Source organism: Microvirga sp. Mcv34, from assembly GCF_024519725.1.
In the GTDB taxonomy this organism is placed as follows: domain Bacteria; phylum Pseudomonadota; class Alphaproteobacteria; order Rhizobiales; family Beijerinckiaceae; genus Microvirga.
Genome location: NZ_JALJRK010000088.1, coordinates 1 through 17,280, shown reverse-complemented (window position 1 = coordinate 17,280; position 17,280 = coordinate 1). Strand labels below are relative to the sequence as shown.

The 17,280-nt window shown below is 65.0% G+C and carries 17 protein-coding genes; 7 read left to right on the top strand and 10 right to left on the bottom strand.

Annotated elements, in window-relative coordinates; translation table 11 throughout:
• The first annotated feature begins 58 nt into the window (after positions 1-58).
• Positions 59-577 (top strand): Lrp/AsnC family transcriptional regulator, encoded by a 519-nt coding sequence (locus OC446_RS25595; RefSeq protein ID WP_262031829.1) that lies wholly within the window; start codon positions 59-61, stop codon positions 575-577.
• Between the two features lie 174 nt (positions 578-751).
• A complete protein-coding gene (locus OC446_RS25590) occupies positions 752-1,801 on the top strand; it encodes an NADPH:quinone reductase (protein WP_262031828.1) in 1,050 nt (349 codons plus the stop codon).
• A gap of 497 nt (positions 1,802-2,298) precedes the next feature.
• Here the strand turns inward: OC446_RS25590 and OC446_RS25585 are convergent, their stop codons facing one another.
• From OC446_RS25585 to OC446_RS25570, 5 genes are read right to left on the bottom strand one after another with little or no spacing between them, the layout of a single operon-like run.
• Positions 2,299-3,096, bottom strand: a complete 798-nt coding sequence (locus tag OC446_RS25585; RefSeq protein WP_262031827.1) for a Bax inhibitor-1/YccA family protein — start codon at positions 3,094-3,096, stop codon at positions 2,299-2,301.
• Between the two features lie 24 nt (positions 3,097-3,120).
• A complete protein-coding gene (locus tag OC446_RS25580) occupies positions 3,121-3,537 on the bottom strand; it encodes a hypothetical protein (RefSeq protein ID WP_262031826.1) in 417 nt (138 codons plus the stop codon).
• Complete coding sequence (lspA, locus tag OC446_RS25575) at positions 3,531-4,208, bottom strand: signal peptidase II (RefSeq protein ID WP_315986542.1); 678 nt, start codon at positions 4,206-4,208, stop codon at positions 3,531-3,533. The genes OC446_RS25580 and lspA overlap by 7 nt, the downstream gene beginning before the upstream one ends.
• Positions 4,205-4,588 carry a zinc-ribbon domain-containing protein gene (locus tag OC446_RS31130; protein WP_410055138.1) on the bottom strand — a complete coding sequence of 128 codons (384 nt, stop codon included), beginning with the start codon at positions 4,586-4,588 and terminating at the stop codon, positions 4,205-4,207. The genes lspA and OC446_RS31130 overlap by 4 nt, the downstream gene beginning before the upstream one ends.
• 37 nt (positions 4,589-4,625) lie before the next feature.
• Positions 4,626-7,004 (bottom strand): heavy metal translocating P-type ATPase, encoded by a 2,379-nt coding sequence (locus tag OC446_RS25570; RefSeq protein WP_262031825.1) that lies wholly within the window; start codon positions 7,002-7,004, stop codon positions 4,626-4,628.
• Between the two features lie 285 nt (positions 7,005-7,289).
• On the opposite strand from OC446_RS25570, the gene OC446_RS25565 reads away from it, so the two are divergent.
• Both OC446_RS25565 and lpdA read left to right on the top strand, forming a co-directional pair.
• The gene (locus OC446_RS25565; RefSeq protein WP_262031824.1) at positions 7,290-7,997 is read left to right on the top strand and encodes a hypothetical protein; all 708 of its coding nucleotides are present in this window, start codon (positions 7,290-7,292) and stop codon (positions 7,995-7,997) included.
• A 74-nt stretch (positions 7,998-8,071) separates the two neighbouring features.
• On the top strand, positions 8,072-9,520 hold the full coding sequence (gene lpdA / locus OC446_RS25560) for a dihydrolipoyl dehydrogenase (RefSeq protein ID WP_262031823.1): 1,449 nt from the start codon (positions 8,072-8,074) through the stop codon (positions 9,518-9,520).
• 60 nt (positions 9,521-9,580) lie between these two features.
• Here the strand turns inward: lpdA and OC446_RS25555 are convergent, their stop codons facing one another.
• Positions 9,581-9,949, bottom strand: coding sequence for an STAS/SEC14 domain-containing protein (locus OC446_RS25555; RefSeq protein WP_262031822.1), 369 nt, complete (start codon positions 9,947-9,949; stop codon positions 9,581-9,583).
• A gap of 32 nt (positions 9,950-9,981) precedes the next feature.
• Entirely contained in the window at positions 9,982-11,247 is a 1,266-nt protein-coding gene (locus OC446_RS25550; protein WP_262031821.1) for a family 1 glycosylhydrolase, read from the bottom strand.
• A gap of 211 nt (positions 11,248-11,458) precedes the next feature.
• Between OC446_RS25550 and OC446_RS25545 the strand changes: the two genes are divergently transcribed.
• From OC446_RS25545 to OC446_RS25535, 3 genes are all read left to right on the top strand, one after another.
• Positions 11,459-11,911: a MerR family transcriptional regulator gene (locus OC446_RS25545; protein ID WP_262031820.1), complete on the top strand. Its 453-nt coding sequence runs from the start codon at positions 11,459-11,461 to the stop codon at positions 11,909-11,911.
• A 511-nt stretch (positions 11,912-12,422) separates the two neighbouring features.
• Positions 12,423-12,608 (top strand): hypothetical protein, encoded by a 186-nt coding sequence (locus OC446_RS25540; RefSeq protein ID WP_262031819.1) that lies wholly within the window; start codon positions 12,423-12,425, stop codon positions 12,606-12,608.
• A gap of 50 nt (positions 12,609-12,658) precedes the next feature.
• On the top strand, positions 12,659-13,990 hold the full coding sequence (locus OC446_RS25535; protein WP_410055139.1) for an NRAMP family divalent metal transporter: 1,332 nt from the start codon (positions 12,659-12,661) through the stop codon (positions 13,988-13,990).
• 97 nt (positions 13,991-14,087) lie between these two features.
• Here OC446_RS25535 and OC446_RS25530 read toward each other — a convergent pair whose 3' ends face one another.
• The 3 genes from OC446_RS25530 to OC446_RS25520 all read right to left on the bottom strand — a co-directional run.
• Complete coding sequence (locus OC446_RS25530; protein ID WP_262031817.1) at positions 14,088-14,285, bottom strand: hypothetical protein; 198 nt, start codon at positions 14,283-14,285, stop codon at positions 14,088-14,090.
• A gap of 760 nt (positions 14,286-15,045) precedes the next feature.
• Positions 15,046-16,152, bottom strand: a complete 1,107-nt coding sequence (locus OC446_RS25525) for a copper resistance protein B (RefSeq protein WP_262031816.1) — start codon at positions 16,150-16,152, stop codon at positions 15,046-15,048.
• On the bottom strand, positions 16,149-17,280 hold a 1,132-nt coding region (locus OC446_RS25520), incomplete at its 5' end, for a multicopper oxidase domain-containing protein (RefSeq protein WP_262031815.1). The genes OC446_RS25525 and OC446_RS25520, both read right to left, overlap by 4 nt.

Sequence of the window (17,280 nt, the reverse complement as noted above, 5' to 3'; positions counted from 1 at the left end):
TTGCGCATATTATAAGAGCGGACCGCCGATATTTCGGGCACCGAGACAGGAGCCAAGCATGTCAAGCCTTCTCGACGAATTGGACCGTCGCATTGTCGCCGCGCTGGCCCGGGATGGACGGCGCTCCTTTCGTGATATTGCCCGCGAACTTGACATTTCGGAGGGAACGGTCCGGTTTCGCGTCACGCGTCTCCAGGAGGAGGGATTGATCCGGGTCACGGCGGTTGGCAGCCCCTTGGCGCTTGGCGTGAATGTCTACGCGATGATCCTCATCCGCGTAAAACCGGGCCACGTCGCCGAAACTGGTCGGATCCTAAGCAGCTACCCTAATGTGCGCTTCGTAAGTGCCGCCTTTGGCTCAGTCGATCTCTTCATCCAGACGTTGCATCGTGACACTCGCGACCTGCATCATTTTGTGAGCGAGGAACTGCCGCGGCGCCTCCCGGCCATCACGAGCATCGAGACGTGCCAGCTGACCGAAGTTCTCAAGAGTTCTTGGACGTGGGGTGAATGGTTTGATTATCTCGACAGCAAGGAGGAAGCCGACTCTTCGCATACTGCGGATAAAGTGGCCTAAGGGCGCGGACGGTCCTTTTTTGATACGGCTGCAGGATTCAACGCGCCATTGCACCTGACTTGTCGTGTCGGCCAGCATCCTTTTGCGGACTGTGCATCGACACAACAGCCGCTTGCGAGCGATCATTGAGGCTGAATGCAGATCGGGTGACCGGGTTTTGAAAGGGGAGATACGATGCTTGCTGCTGTTTACGACCGCTTCGGTCCGCCAGAAGTCTTGGCATTGGATGACATGCCAAAGCCCAGACCTCGCGAGGGTGAGGTTCTTGTGCGGATTGCAGCCTCTGGCATCAATCCATCAGACATAAAACGGCGGGCGGGCTGGCGGAATGCAACTTGGCCCGGGCGCCGCATCGTGCCCCACTGTGACGGCGCAGGAGAAGTGGTGGAGGCGGGAGACGAGGCGGGTGAGCAGTGGCTTGGCCAGCGGGTGTGGATCTGGAGCGTTCCTGGTCAGACCTTTGTACGGGAGGATCTTGAGTACGGGACGGCGGCTGAATTCCTCGCCGTGCCACTCACCAACCTCGCTCCTCTGCCCGATGTCGCCGATTTCGCCACAGGCGCCTGCTTGGGCGTGCCGGCGATCACGGCGCATTTTGCGGTTTTTGCCGATGGGCCGGTCGCCGGCCAGACAGTGTTGGTCCAAGGTGGAGGCGGCGCCGTGGGCGAACTGGCCGTCTGCATGGCAAAGCAGGCCGGCGCCTATGTGGTGGCAACAGCGCGCTCGCCTGCTCGAGCGGCAATCGCACGAGCCGCGGGCGCCGATCTTGTGATCGAGCTCAGCTCCACTGAGGCCGAGAATCAGGTTCAGGCAGTGGCCCCGAGGGGGATCGACCGACTGATCGAGGTTGACTTCGGCGCGAACATCGGCTTTGCCGCTCGCATCATCGCCACCGGCGGTATGATTGTCAGCTACTCCTCGACGAGCCAGCCAGAGCCCGTGTTTCCTTACTATGGGCTGCAGAGTAAGGCTGCCGTCATCCGTCTTGTCTCGAATTATACGCTGCCGCTACCCCGCATCCAGGAGGCCATCGGGCACATTGTGACTATGCTGCAACAAGGCCTTCTCCGGCCCACCATTGCCGCCTGCATGCCTCTTGCCGCTATATCCGAAGCGCATCGCGCAGTCGAAGCAGGAACGATCGGCAAGGTTGTGTTGACGCTGCAAGCAATCCAGAACGCTCAAACTACCTTGTCGCCAGCCGCTCCTGTTGCGGGGGCTTAAGCTGCCGGCCAAGCGGGCCCAAGCCTTGCGTCCGAGATGTTCCGGCCCAAGACCTTGGCCGGCCCCTAGGACGCAGACGTTGGTAGCGCAACATCAGGTTTCAGGCTGAATGGGGCGCTGTCATTTGATTGCCCCGACCGCCCCTCCCTCGCTTGCATCAATAGGGGGCCAGCGCAAGATCTGTTCCTGATTATACGCTAAGGCAGAACGGATCGGGTAATCTCTCCCGAGAAGGGTTGAGGACCGCCTCTTCTAAGAGAGCAAGATGATACTCGCCTTGATCAGGTACCCGATTGAAACCCCTGCGCAATTTCACTTTTCCAAACCGATCTCGACAACTCTACTCTTTTGCGAATGCCTCTCTGCGGGTCTTACCCCTTTTCCACAAATCATCTGTGCTGGATGACGCCTTTGATATCCCAGAAAACAAGTAAATTCGGTCTTTTTGGGTGGTCTGCCGATTGGGTTCTCGACCCGGGTTCCTGCTACGTACTCTGTTAGCGTATCATCAGGAACAGATCTTGCGCTGGCCCCGACTTGGGTCGAGGCCCGACGCGACCCGCTACGGAGCCGGTCAGCGCGCCGACGATCGATGCCTTGGCCGCGGCCTCGCCGTCTGCCGAGCCGAGTTCGTAGACGTACATCTCCTTAAGCTTCTGCGTGTCGTACGCGGTGAGCCCCGCGAAGATCAGCACGCCGATGACGGAAATTGCGAACTGCAATGCGCTCGAAGCCAGGAAGATGTTGACGAGCGAGGCGATGATGAGCCCGATCACGCCCATGATCAGGAACGAGCCCATTCCCGACAGGCTGCGGGTCGTTGTGTAGCCCCAGAGGCTGAGCGCGCCAAAGGAAGCGGCCGTGACGAAGAACACCTGGACGATGCTGGCTCCGGTGTAGCGGATGAGCAGCGTCGAGAGCGAGGCGCCCATCACCGCCGCGAAGGCGAGGAAGGTCGTCCGCGCCGAGGCGGCCGACATCCGGTCCATCCGGAATGAGAAGAAGAAGATGAAGGCGAGGGGCGCTAGGGCCACCACCCACATCAGCGGTGTCGCGTAGAGCAGCCGGCCGAAGCTGGTCAGGGCGGTGCTGCCGATCCGGGCGACGGCGTCGGCCTGAGAGCCCGCCACCGCAAGCTTGTTCACCCCGAACGCGACCAGCGCGGACAGCGCCAGCCCCAGCACCATGTTGTTGTACACGCCGACCATGAAGGCGCGCAGGCCCTGGTCGACCTCGACTTGGCTCCGGGCAGGCGCGCTGCCCCAGGTGGGGGTTCTTGAATTGTACGGTTCCATCGCTGTCTCCCGTTGCAAACCTATTCAGGCTTTCTGCGGCTTTTCCGCGGCCCGGAGCGCCTCGGTTTCGACCTGGATCGTCACATGGTCGGCGTCAAACTCGTTCGCCAAGATCCGACGCGCGTCGGTTAGAATACGTTCCGCCTGCGCCATGTCGACGACCACGAGATGCGCACTCATCGCGTCGATCCCCGAGGCCGCGATCGACACGTGCACGTCGTGGACCGACGTCACGCCCGGGATCGCGAGCAACTGGCGCTCGACGAGGCGGACAACGTAAAGCCTGATATCCGAGCCCTTCCTGACCAGCTCAGCTCCGCAACTGCCGATGTTCTGAACCTCCCGGCGATGCGGCAGCAACCCTTGCGAATAAGCTTGGGCCAGGGCGAGCGCGGGAACAAGGGCAAAGCTCGCCGTGAACAGGATCCGTAGCTTCAGCATCGAGAGCCTCGCGCGGTGCTGCCTTCAACGCGGATATGAGGGTTCGACGGCTCGTCGCGCGCTTTTGCTGTACAGTGCTCGCCGCCGAGAGTGTTCAAGCCGACGTCCTGCCCGCTCCTTCGGTTGGCAATCGGAGAGCGGTGCGAGGATCGTCGCGGCTGAACCACCGCCACAATCATCAGCATCACGCCGACCGTAATCGCGACGTCGGCCATGTTGAAGGCTGGCCAGTGCCAGGCTCCGACATGGAAATCCAGGAAGTCCGTGACGGCGAAGTCCGTGACGGCGCCCTGGCGCACACGGTCGAAGAGGTTCCCGGTCGCGCCGCCCGCGATGAGGCCAAGGCCGAGGGTCTCGAGCGGCTGCTCGCTGCGCATCGCCCACACGAGAAGGCCCGCCGCGATGAAACTGGTGATCCCCGCCAGCAGCATGGGCCTATCCGCGAACGCGCCGCTCAGCAGGCCGAAGCTGACACCCGGGTTGAACCCGAGCGCCAGGTTGAGGACTGGCGTGACCTCGATCACGCGAGGCGGCACCATGACGAGGCTCAGGATAAGCCACTTCGTACCAAGATCGGCGACGAGTGCGACCGCAAACGCCAGGAGCGCCGTCCTCGCGCGTGACCAGCTCGGGCTCATGACGCGAGCGCCCTCTCCGGATTGCCACGTCATGGGCTGGCGGCCTGACCGCAGGACGGGCAGAACTTGGCGCCAGGCTCCAGGGTTGTGCCGCACTTCGAACACGTGCTCTCGGCCGGTCCAAGGCGCTCGCCGCACTGGCTGCAGAACCGTGCCGAGGGCGCGTTATCGGAGCGGCAGCTCGGGCAGAGAACCACGCGGACGGGCTCGGCCGTCTCGCACTGATGCCCGGGCGCGGGGCTTTGCGGAGCCGCTGGCCAGCCCGGAGTTGGGCCACCCGGCCCGGGGCCCGGCGCCGCCCAAGGCCCACCGCCGTAGGACCCGTGCCCGCCACCGTGGCCACCGTGACCTCCGCCAAAGCCGCCGCCGTGACCGCCGCGAAGGCCCCCGAGCAAGTCCCGTAGAAAGCTCATGGTTTGCTCCTCTAGTGGGTGTTTGAGCTCTGCTGAGCTAAGCCGCCGCGGGCTTCAGGGTCGCCGGAGCGCCCGGACGGGTTCCTCCACTCGAGCCGGATTCTTGAAAGAACCCGAGAAGCCGGAGTGCGTTCGCCGTGACGATCACGGTCGCGCCCGTGTCGGCGAGGATCGCGATCCACAAGCCCGTGAGTCCGAGCACGCTCGTCACCAGGAACACGGCCTTGAGCCCGAGCGCGATCGTGATGTTCTGGCGGATGTTCGCCATCGTGGCGCGGGCGAGCCGAACCATGCGCGCCACGTCGCGAACCTGGTTCCGGAGAAGTGCGGCGTCCGCCGTCTCGAGCGCGACGTCGGTGCCCGAGCCCATGGCGACGCCGACCTGCGCCGCCGCGAGCGCCGGCGCGTCATTGATGCCGTCGCCGATCATCATCACCGACTGATGCTCGGCGAGCGCGCGGATGGCCGTGACCTTGTCGTCCGGCATGAGCTCGGCGCGCGCCTCCATTCCGAGCGAGCCCGCAATGGCGGCCGCGGTGCGCTTGTTGTCGCCAGTCAGCATGACCGAGCCGATCCCGAGCGCGTTGAGCTCGGCAACCGCTTCTCGCGCGTCCGCGCGCGGCTCATCGCGGAGCGCGATGAGGCCGAGAAGCCGGCCCTCCCCGACGAGCGCCGCCACGGTCTTGCCCTCGCCCTCGAGGCGCTCGGCGGCGTCGGCGCCTTGGCTGTCGAAAGCTGCGCGATCGCGCGCAAACCGCGGCGCTCCGAGGAACAGCTCGCAGCCTTCAACGATGCCTTCCAGGCCCTGGCCCGGAATAGCTGTGATCCGTTCGGTTGCGCGGAACGGGACGGCCTGCGCCTTGGCTCTCGCCACGATCGCGGTCGCGAGCGGGTGGCTCGATCCTGTCTCGAGAGACGCCGCGAGCGATAGGACCTCGCCCTTGGACATCGAGATCGCAACGACGTCGGTGACCTTCGGCCGTCCCTCGGTCAAGGTGCCGGTCTTGTCGAAGGCCACCATCTGAGCCTTCGCGACCCCCTCGATGACGACGCCGCCCTTCATCAGGATGCCGCGACGCGCGCCGGCCGACAGGCTCGAGGCGATCGAGGCCGGCACTGAGATGACCAAGGCACAGGGGCAGCCGATCAGCAGAAGCGCGAGAGCGCGATAGATCCAGGTCGCCCAGTCCTGGCCGAACAGAAGCGGGGGAACGAGCGCAACCAGCACTGCCGCGACAACGATGAGCGGCATGTACCAGCGTGAGAAGCGGTCGATGAACCGCTCCGTCGGCGCCTTCGCCTCCTGCGCTTCCTCCACGAGCCGGATGATACGGGAGATGGTGTTGTCCTCGGCCGCCTTCTCGACGCGCAGGCGGATCACGGCCTCCTGATTGATCGAACCGGCAAAGACCGGGTCGTCCGGGCCCTTGGTCTTGGGCACCGACTCGCCGGTGACCGGCGACTCGTCGATGCCCGACGTGCCGCTCAGGATGATGCCGTCCGCGGGAATGCGGTCACCCGGGCGCACCATCACGGTCTGGCCCACTTGGAGGCTGTCGGCGGGCACCTCTCTGGTAGCGCCGGCTTCCTCCAGCATCGCGGTCTTGGGTACGAGCTCGCCGAGCGCTCGGATGCTGGCGCGCGCCCGTCCGGCGGCAACGCCCTCCAGCACCTCGCCGACCGCGAACAGGAACACGACCAGCGCCGCTTCCTCGGCCGCACCGATAACGATGGCGCCGGTCGCGGCGATGGCCATCAGCATCTCGATCGTGAACGGCATGCCGGCGCGCGCCGCTGCAATTGCGCGACGAGCCACGGGAAATGCGCCGATGAGCGTCGCGGCGACGAACAGCCAGGGGGAAAAGGCCGGGATCACGAACTTGGAGCCCCAGGCAACGACGAGCAGCACGCCTGTCAGGAGGACGAGCCGTCCCTTTACGGTTTCCCACCAGCGGCGGTCGCCCGTGTCCTCATGCTCGTGCCCGTGTCCATGGCTGTGGTCATGGGCGTCCGTCGCGCTCTCCCGCCGCTTCGCTCTGTCCGCAGCGGGCGTGCTCGCGGCCGAGCCGGCGACCCGCGCTTCGGGAACATTGCCAAGAGGACGCGCGTGGTGGTCGTGAGTTTCATGAGGGTCCTGCTCCCGGTCCTGGTGCAGTTGCCTTGCGCTCATCTTCGCCTCGACCCGGCGCGGCGTGTAGCCCAGGGCGGCGATCTGACGCTCGATCGCCTCCTCCGCCGGGCCGCTGTCCTCGACCTCCACGTTCACGCTCTCGGTCGCGAAGGTCACCTTGACGCTCGATACGCTCGGCAGGCGCCAAAGCGCCGTGCGGATCTTGTCGGCGCAACTGCCGCAATCCATGCCCTCGACGCGGAAGGCCAGCGCTCTGCGGGTCGGGGCGTCGGTCGAATGCGCCATCGCTCGTCTCCAACGGGACTCTTCGAAAAAGCCGTAACACCTCGAGCGGCTAGAGGATCAAGCGCTTTTTTTCGGGGATGAGTCCGGGCTTGAGCCGGCCGCCGCAGGCATCGATTCTCCGGATGGCTGGTACCAGCGCCGTTCGGTTATCGAGCCGCTCGAGATCGAACAGCCGTTCTCTTGCGTCGCTGGTGTTGCTCGCCAGGGACTCGTTCCCGCGGTATCCAGGGTGCGTCCCAGGGCGAGCTCTCGCCATCGAGCACCCAATCCGTTCATCTGTTGCAGATGTCTGAAACCCTGCTTGCGCCCATCCTGACGACCGGCTTTGCGGTTGCGTTCCTGCACGCCGCTTTGCCGACGCATTGGCTGCCGTTCGTCCTCGCCGGTCGCGGGCAGCACTGGAGCCGCGGAAAGACGCTTTCCATCACCGCACTCGCCGGGTTGGGCCACGTCCTGTTTACGACCCTGCTTGGCACCATCGTCGTCGGGCTCGGGATTGAGACCAGCCGGTGGACCGGCGACGTGTTCCCGTTTCTGACCGGTGGCGCACTGATCGCTTTCGGCCTTTACTACCTCTTCCGCCAGATGCGGGGAGCGCGCGGCCATAGCCACTGGGGACTGAGGCCCAAGCACCATCACCACGATCAAGACGGCGTCGTCGTGAGCAGCGGCCCTCAGGCTCACCATGCGAGTCATGCCGATCACCAATCCGATCGGGTAGCCGTGCTGAGCCTTCTCGCTCTCCTCACCTTCTCGCCCTGCGAGGCGTTCCTGCCGGTCTATCTTTCCGGCATCGCCTACGGATGGGCGGGCTTCGCCGCGCTGAGCCTGGTCCTCGCCATCGCAACGCTCACGGGCATGGTCGCATTCACGGGGATCACCCTGGCGGGGTTCGAGCGCCTGCGCCTCTCGGCGCTTGAACGGTTTGAGAGTGGAATGCTGGGTGGCGCGCTCGTCTTTCTTGGCGTGGCGATCATCGTCTTCGAGAGTTGACCTAAAGAGCAGTGGCGTAAACCCATTCGGGCAGCACCCGCTCCCTTCCATTCCTTGCGAAACGGGAACTTCCGATGACCGATGCCAATGAATATGACGTCCTGATCATCGGCGGGGGCCCGGGCGGCTACGTCGCGGCTATCCGCGCCGCCCAGCTCGGCCTGAGGACAGCCGTGGTCGAGCGCGAGCATCTCGGCTGCATCTGCCTCAACTGGGGCTGCATCCCGACCAAGGCGCTGCTGCGCACCTCCGAGATCTACGGGTACCTCCAGCACATCGAGAGCTTCGGGCTCAAAGCACAAGAGATCCCGTTCGACATGGGAGCGGTGATCAAGCGCTCCCGCGCCGTCGCAGGTCAGCTCAACCAGGGCGTCGGGCACCTCCTGCGAAAGAACAAGGTGGACGTGATCTGGGGCGCCGCAACCATCGAGAGTCCCGGCACGGTGAGCGTCGCCCAACCCGGGCAGTCCGTCGACGGTCCGCCCGTCCCGGCTCCCAAGGGCGCGCTCGGGCCGGGCACCTATCGCGCCAGCCACATCATCTTCGCGACCGGCGCTCGCCCGCGCGTCTTGCCGGGCCTCGAGCCGGACGGCGACCGGGTCTGGACCTACTTCGAGGCATTGAAGCCCGACAGCATGCCGCGATCGCTGCTTGTGGTCGGATCCGGCGCGATCGGCATCGAGTTCGCCTCGTTTTATCGTACCATGGGAGCCGACGTGACCGTGGTGGAGCTCCTGCCGCAGATCCTGCCCGTTGAGGACGAGGAGATCGCAGCCCACGCCCGCAAGCGTTTCGAGAAACAGGGAATCAAGATCCTGACCGGCGCCAAGGTGGCGAAGCTCGAGAAGAGCGCGGATGGCGTGACCGCAACCATCGAGCGCGCGGGGATTGCGCCCGAGACGATCACCGCGGATCGGGTGCTCTCGGCCGTCGGCGTCGTCGGCAACGTCGAGAACCTCGGGCTCGAGGCGCTCGGCATCACGGTCGAGCGCGGCATCATCGTGACTGACGGTTTTGGGCGGACGAACGTCTCCGGCCTTTACGCCATCGGCGACGTGGCCGGCGCGCCGATGCTCGCCCACAAGGCCTCCCATGAGGGCGTCGTTTGCGTCGAGGCGATCGCCGGGTCGAGTGAGGTCCATCCACTCGACAAGGGCAAGATCCCGGGCTGCACCTATTGCAATCCCCAGGTCGCCTCGGTGGGCATCACGGAGAGCAAGGCGAAAGCGCAAGGGTTCGACATCCGGGTCGGCCGTTTCCCGTTCATCGGCAACGGCAAGGCGATCGCGCTCGGCGAGCCGGAAGGGCTGGTCAAGACGGTGTTCGACAAGAGGACCGGCCAGCTTCTCGGCGCTCACATGGTCGGCGCGGAGGTGACGGAGCTCATCCACAGCTTCGTGGTTGCGATGAACCTCGAGACGACGGAGGCGGAGCTGATGCAGACGGTGTTTGCCCATCCGACGCTCTCGGAAGTCGTCCACGAGGGCGCGCTCGCCGCCTATGGCCGCGCCATTCATTATTGAGCCCAGGATGGGCTCATCGTTGTCATCACCGCCAGACCCAAGGCTTTCAGAAGGAATGCCTCACGGCAGCTCCTCTTCGAGCCACTGCCACGCCTGCGCGACCTCGTCCTTGTGGAAGAAGCGCGTCTGTGTCGGCGAGAAGGGGTCGGACAGCCGCGCCAGTCGCGCTTGCCACAGCGCCTCGCCGACAATCGCCAGGCGCTCGAGGCGCAGCGCGAACCGCACCTCCGAAGCCGGGTCCGGCCATCCGATGGCAGGCGTGTCCCACCCTTCGAAGTGGTCCATCAGAACGAGAATGCGAAGCTTCGCACGCCCTTCGACCATGCGGGCGAGCACGGGAATGAGGCGCTCATAGTCCTCCGTCGTCAGCCGTCGGCTCACGCGGATGCCGAAGACCTCCGGGCGCCTCCTCTCAAGGACTTCGAACATCGCGTCTCCCGCGTCGGCGGACGACCTGAGCGTCAGGCCAAACCCAGGCAGAGGCTCTCGGCCGGCAGGATGTCGCGCCACTCCGCCACGAGCTTGCGATAGGCCTCACCGACGGGCCTGATCCTGCGGTCGAGATCGTAGAGCCCAAGCGGATTGACGCGTCCATTGTCCTCGCGCAGTGCCGTGTCCCAGTCGACCTGGTCGGTGAGGCTGTACCAGGTGAAGCCGATGATCGGCACGCCGTCCTGCTTGAGGCGCACCATGTTGGCCCATTCCTTTCTCAGCCACCCGGGCGCACGCTCCGCATCGGCGAGGTTGGTTTCCGTGTGCATGACCGGAAGGTGGTAGCGGTCATAATACTGCTTCGTAATGATGTAGTAGCCGAAAATCTCCCCCGAGGCCGTGATCGGAGCGTCGCCGGCCGGCACGGAATGCTCGTTGGTCCAATAGTAGTCGTTGCCCATGATGCAGTAGGGCTTCATCCGCCGCCCGGTCTGCAGGAACCAGTCGTACTCGTCGGGCGTGAGCCCATTCTCGGTGAGGTAGCGGTACATGCAGGCGCGCATGTCGACGCCGTAACAGAGGTCGAGCGAGAGGAAGCGCTTCTGGTTGTGGAACCCGGCCCGCTCGTCGGCTGCTGGGCTCTCGGGATGGAAATACTCCGTCGACTCGCTCTGAATGAAGAAGGTGCCGGACGGCCCGCGCGCATTGAGAATGGCCTGTTCGGCGAGGAGATTTGCACGCACCAGATGTTTCAGGGCGGTGACGAAGGCGCGATCGGACGCGAGGCGCTCATTCCACCAGCCGATCTGGGCCGAGAAGGTCGCGGCGACGAAGATCTCGTTCACCGGCGTGTAGAACCGCACCCACGGGTAGCGAGTGGCAAAGGCGCCGGCGTAAGCCGCAAAAAGCTCCGGCCAGTCCGGGTTCTGGAAGTCGCCGATCCAGTCCGGCACGCCGAAATGACAGAGATCCACGATCGGGGTGATTCCGAGCCGCTGCAGTTCCGCCAAGCCCTCGTCCGCAAAGCTCCACTCGTAACGCTCAGGCGCGAGGTGGACGCGGTAGTAGGGCGGTCCCCAGCGCAGATACTCCAGCCCGAGCTCGCGCACGAGGGCGAAGTCCTCACGCCACCGGTCGTAATGGCCCGTCTTCGCCATCTCATCGACCCGCTGAACGCGTCCATCGCGGCCGAGGATCGTCGGGTAGCTGTTCTCGATCCCTGTGGCGAACAGAAACGGCGTGAACGGCCGCTGCGCGCCTGCCCGCACCGCCTGCTGCTCGTCGTTCAGCGCCATGACCCCATCACCCGCTCCATTGATCCCCCCTCCCCGTCTCGCTTTCCTATCCGACAGGCCGGATGACGCTTCGGCAATGCCGGCAATGCAAGTTGTCACTGGTGCTTCGGGCCGATGTTTCCGCAAGATGCGGGTTGCAGCGGTTGGTGAGCGAGGCCACTTTCGGAACGCTACATCCTTCAGCCGCTAGAGGGTCAAGAGGTCTTTCGCGATGGACATCCCGATCGGCGAGCTGTCTCGACGCACCCAGGTCAAGGTGCCAACGATCCGCTATTATGAGCAGATCGGGCTTCTACCGGAGCCAGCCCGGACGGAAGGACAGCAGCGCCGCTACGGCTCCGCCGAGGTCATGCGCCTCAACTTTATCCGCCACGCCCGCGAGCTCGGCTTTGAGGTCGAGGACATCCGCGAACTCCTGGCGCTCAGCGCCGATCCTGACCGTCCGTGTGCGGACGCGGATGCCATTGCTCGTCGCCACCTGGTCGCGGTCAAGCGGCGCATCGCGCAACTGAAGGCCTTGCGAGCCGAGCTCGAGCGAATGGTCGAGGATTGCCGGCACGGCCGAATCGGCGACTGCCGGGTCATCGAGGTGCTGGCCGATCATGGCCAGTGCAGGCGCGATCACACGAGAGCCGAGCCGCCTAGAGGAAGGATGTCAAAGTGAAACCAAGTCGCGGGCCTCATGAACGAGCACGCTCGCCTGGCTTTGCCGCAACGCCTCTCAGCCAACACGCGACACACTGGCGGGGCGCCTTTGACCTTGCGCTTCGGCATGCCCTTGCGTATCGGCCGACAGCCCTCAGCTGGCGAGCGCCTTGCAGTTCGGGGCAGGCGCTCGTCGGTTGCGGCCATATTGGCCTTCAACGCTTTGAACTGGGACGCAAGGCTTGGGTCGAGAACCCCGACAGGAACGCCGCAGCTGGAGCACTGAACCATGCTGAGCTTGTAGCGCTGACCCAAAGGCGTGAAAGAGCGCGACCTCGAAGCTGTGCCCGCCGCTTTGACGCAGGTCGGGACCATCATCCATGACCTTTCCATACAAGCCGCCACGATACTGCAGAGCAGGGGGCGATCGGCGGAGAAATCACGCTGGCACTCCACCGCTTTGTGCTAATCGAAGTCCATAGAAGGTCCCTCGAGTATGATCTCAGTGCGGAGCGCCCGATTTGCTTGCTATGACGCGACGGCAGCGCATCATCTTCATGCTCGGCGTCGTGATCGCCATCCCGATTGCGGCCACTGATGCCGTGCTCGCCCTCAAGCACCTCTTCCCGGACAGCGTTGCTGTAAACTTCATCGGCCCGGCACTGTCTATCGCCGGCGTCCTATGGTTTCTGCGCTGGAACGCGCGCCGTGACTAGGGCCCTGCCGATCCCAGCCTTCCCTTCCCTTCCAGCTTGCCCACATGTTGATGAACGAACAACGGTCCCCAGGAGATCGTCGCACGGAGGTGTCGCAGGCGGATCGGCGCAGCCCCGTCGTCGGCCCGACCAAGCCTCGCCTGCTGCAAGTGCTCGGTCCCGGCCTGATTACGGGGGCTTCCGATGACGACCCGAGTGGCATCGCAACCTACTCCCAGGCCGGCGCGCAGCTCGGGTTCTCGATCACGTGGACCATGCTGTTCACCTACCCGCTTATGTCGGCGGTCCAGGAGATCAGCGCCCGCATCGGCCGCACCACCGGGCGCGGCATTGCGGGCAACATCCGCCTGCACTATCCGAACTGGCTCCTCCAGGCCATCGTGGTCCTGCTGTTTGCAGCCAACACGATCAACATCGGCGCGGATCTCGGCGCGATGGCCGATGCCCTCGGCCTCATCATCGGCGGCCCGCACCTCCTCTATGTTGTCTTTTTCGGCACGCTCTGCGTGGTGCTGCAGATCTTCCTCCAATACACCCGCTACGTCTCCGTCCTGAAGTGGCTGACCCTGTCGCTGTTCACCTATTTTGGGACGGTCATGGTTGTGGAGGTGCCTTGGGGTCAGGTCGCGAGGGGCTTCTTCGTCCCATCGCTCTCGTCCGACGCCCAGTTCTGGTCGACGGTCGTCGCCATCTTCGGGACGACCATCAGCCCCTATCTGTTCTTCTGGCAGGCAAGCCAGGAGGTCGAGGATCAGCACGCGAACCCCCGCCGGGAAGCCCTGGTAAAGGCCCCGGAGCAGGCGCCCCGGGCGCTCGAGCGCATTCGCCTCGACACCTATGTCGGCATGGCCTTCTCCAACCTCGTCGCCCTCGCCATCATCATCACCACGGCCACCACCCTGCACGCCAATGGCGTCACCACGGTTGAGTCGTCGAGCCAGGCGGCCGAGGCGCTCCGCCCTGTGGCGGGTCGCCTCGCCTTCGCGGTGTTCGCCCTCGGGGTGATCGGAACGGGGCTTCTCGCCGTGCCGGTGCTCGCGGGATCCGCGGCCTACGCGCTTGGCGAAGCCCGAAAATGGCCGGTCGGCCTCGGCCGTCGACCGATGGAGGCGAAGGCCTTCTATGCCACGATCGCACTCGCGACCATCCTCGGCGCGGGCCTCAACTTCTCCTCCATCAACCCGATCAAGGCTCTTTATTGGAGCGCCGTCATCAATGGCGTCGTCGCGGTGCCCGTCATGGCAACCATGATGCTGATGACGGCGAGGGCGAAGATCATGGGGGAGGTCACGGTTTCAGGAGCGCTGCGCCTCACCGGCTGGGCCGCCACACTCGTCATGGCCGGGGCGGCCGCGGCGATGCTGTTCTCGGCCCTGCTATAGCAGGGCCGTCCCCCACGTCGGCCGAGGGCCAGCTGCGCACGTCAGCATGCTGCTCCGACCGTTCGGTGCAAATAAAAGGGAGGCCGGACAGGGACGCTCACAGTGCGCGCCAGAATGGGCTGTTGGTTGAGTCCATGCCCGTGCGCAGGTGGTCGGCGCCGTTGTCTTGGGTACTGGGCCGGCTCACCAGCTCGTGGAAACGGGGAAGAGGGTCTAGCGTCGCTTCAAAGCCGGCCGCGGACGGCAGCAGCACGACAGGGCACGGGCGGAACGAGGCCCCTTCGACCTCGATCATGAGGTCGCGTCGGACCTGTGGAACGCTCGCATGTTTGCGCGAGGCACCGACTACGCGCCCCCGCACATGAAGACAGGCATCCATCCCGGGAACGAAAAAGGTGAGGCCGACCGGGCTGTGTGGGGCTGCCCACTCAGGCCAGCCCGGGCCTGTGGGGTAGGGGGCCGCCATCCTGCGAGGGCTGAGCACCCTGACGAGCCGATCTGAGCGGCGAGCGGCCAGCTTTCGACGCCGGGCGCCCCAACGGTCGTCAGCAAACAAAGTGGAGAGGCAGCGATAAATCGCGGGCCAAGAGGTCTATGACATCCAGTTCGACCCCAGAGCTGGCGCCAAGCTCGTCGCCCCGGAAAGTGCCTCCTCGCATCCCTGCTACTCCGCGCCTCAACCTCGTGAGGGCCCGAACCGCCACTGCGCGAAGGCAGCTGAAGCCATCCAATGGTGAGACCCCGTGATCGGCGGCCGTCATCCCACCCTGTAGCCACAACGCTCCTGGGTCCCTTTTGCCCCCTCAAGGTGGCACGGGTTTAGAGTTCCTCAACTTGGATCTGGTCCGTAACATAAAGCGGTCATCGGCACCGACGGCGAAAACTCTTCCATAGCGGTTGATCACACGATTTCGGCTTGGAGAGCGGCCAAGCATGCCCGTCGCGAGCATCGCGCGAAGGGCACGGCCGACCCGGTCCCTCCTTCAAACCGGAAGCGAGTTCTTGAACGCAGCCGGTTCACGAGCGGCGGCGTCGACAGCGTTTCCGTCCGGCTCTTAAAACCAGGACCTGAGACCGACGAGATAACGCAAGATGCTAACATCTTGGCCGTTCGCCCGCGCGAAGCTCGCGGTGTTGCCGACGCTGCGTTCGTACTCGACCCCAATATAGGGCGCGAACTCGGGTATGAACTGATAGCGAAGGCGAAGCCCAGCCTCAACTGTGGACAACCCGGCTCCGATGCCGAGTTCCCGGATGTTCTGCGCCGACAGGTTCGCTTCGACGCGGGGCTGAAGGATCAGCCGTTGCGTTAAGAACAGGTCGTATTCGGCTTCGAAGCGGGCGGTGAGCTCGCCCTTGTTCGACAGGAAGAGGGCTGCCTCCACGTTGTACATGAACGGCCTGAGGCTCTGCAGCCCGAGAACCGCTTGGGTCCGCCGGGGGTTTGGTGCAAAATCTTGCCGTACCCCCATTTGGAGATCGGTCCAGGGCGTTATGGTCCGGCTCCAGAGCGCCTGCAGCTCCGCGTCTTCCAGCTTTCCGCGATAGGCGCCATTGCCTTCGGACTTGAACCAGAGCTTGTCGATGTCGCCGCCGTACCAGGCCTGCGCGTCCCAGCGATAGGCGTTGCCGCCTTTCTGAAATCGCGTCTCGAGCCGGTCGAGGAGGACTCTGTAGGCCCTGATGTCGCCTTGCTCGACCCGCAGACCCTCGCGTGCCTGCGCCATGTCGGACGGGCTGTAGACCAGGTCTGCGGCGTGCGCGGGCCCCGAAAGCGCGGCGGGCGGCGGAGGGGGATTGGGCGGCTCCCGCTGGGCAGCCCCCATGCCGGCCATGGTCCCGGTTCCGGCCATAGCTCCCATTCCGCCCATGGCTCCCATGTTGTGCCCAGCGTGGGGGTCGGCGGATGAGGATCCCGTCGGTCGAGCGCCCACGCGGCGCGGCGACCGCGCAGCCGAGGAAGTCCCCTTTCCTTTCGTTGCGTTCGCTCGTGTCCCGCGGGCTTCCGCGCGCGCGGACGCCGGCGTGCGCGGCGGCGCCGCTTCCGTTTTCGACCCGGACTGCATTCCAGGCATCGGCATGGAGTGGTCCATCTGCTGGGCCATGGCGAGAACCGGCAGTGCCGCCGCCGCGGCCAGCAATGCAATTCTGAACGCGGTCATGCGGGTTCTCGATCGAGAGGGCGGACGGTGACGACGTTGAACATTCCCGCATGCATGTGGAACAGAAGGTGGCAGTGGAAGGCCCAGTCCCCTGGATTGTCGGCGGTGATGTCGAAGCTCACTTTGCTGCCCGGCAGCACGTTAATGGTGTGCTTCAAGGGATGCCGCCCGGGATGCCCGTTCACCAGCTCCATGAAGTGCCCGTGGATGTGCATCGGGTGCTGCATCATGCTGTTGTTGACCATGGTGACGCGCACGCGCTCGTTGCGGGCGAAGCGGATGGGTTCGACGCCGTCGCTGAACTTGCGCCCGTCGATCGACCACATGAAGCGGTTCATGTTGCCGGTCAGGTTGATTTCGAGCGTCCGCGTCGGGCGGCGCCTGTCGGGATTGGGCTTGAGGGCGACCAGGTCGCGATAGGTCAGGACCTTGTGGCCCGCATCCTTCAACCCGAGGCCCGGATGGCCGGTGCGGTCCTGCGGATCGGGTGCGATCATGTCCACGCCGGGTCCGACCTCCACGTTCGGTGGCACGTTGGCGGGATCGCGCATGTTCATATCCATGCCGCCGCCCATTCCGGCCATGGAGCCGCCACCTCCCATGTTGCCGTGACCCATGCCGGCCATGGAGCCGCCGCCCCGCTTGGCCCCGTTACCCATGCCGGCCATGGAGCCGCCGCCCCGCTTGGCCCCGTTACCCATGCCGCCCATCGAGCCGCCGCCCATGCCGCCGTGGCTCATGCCGCCCATCGAGCCACCGCCCCCCATCCCACGCATAGAGCCGCTGCTCCCCTTGGAACCGTGGCTCATTCCAGCCATGGAGCCGCCACTTCCCATGCTGCCGTGGTTCATGCCCGCCATGGTGCCGCCGCCCATGCCGCCCATCGAGCCACCGCCGCCCATGCCGCCATGACCCATGCCGCCCATATCGGGCATGCCCATGTCGTCCATGCCGAGAAGCGGCCGCGGCCGCAGCGGCGGCACCGGCGCCGACATGCCCATGCGCGGCGCCAATGTCGCCCGGCCCATGCCGGACCGGTCGACCGCTTCCGACACGATGGTAAAGGCGCGGTCCTCCTGCGGCTGAACGATCACGTCATACGTTTCCGCAACCGAGATCTGGAACTCG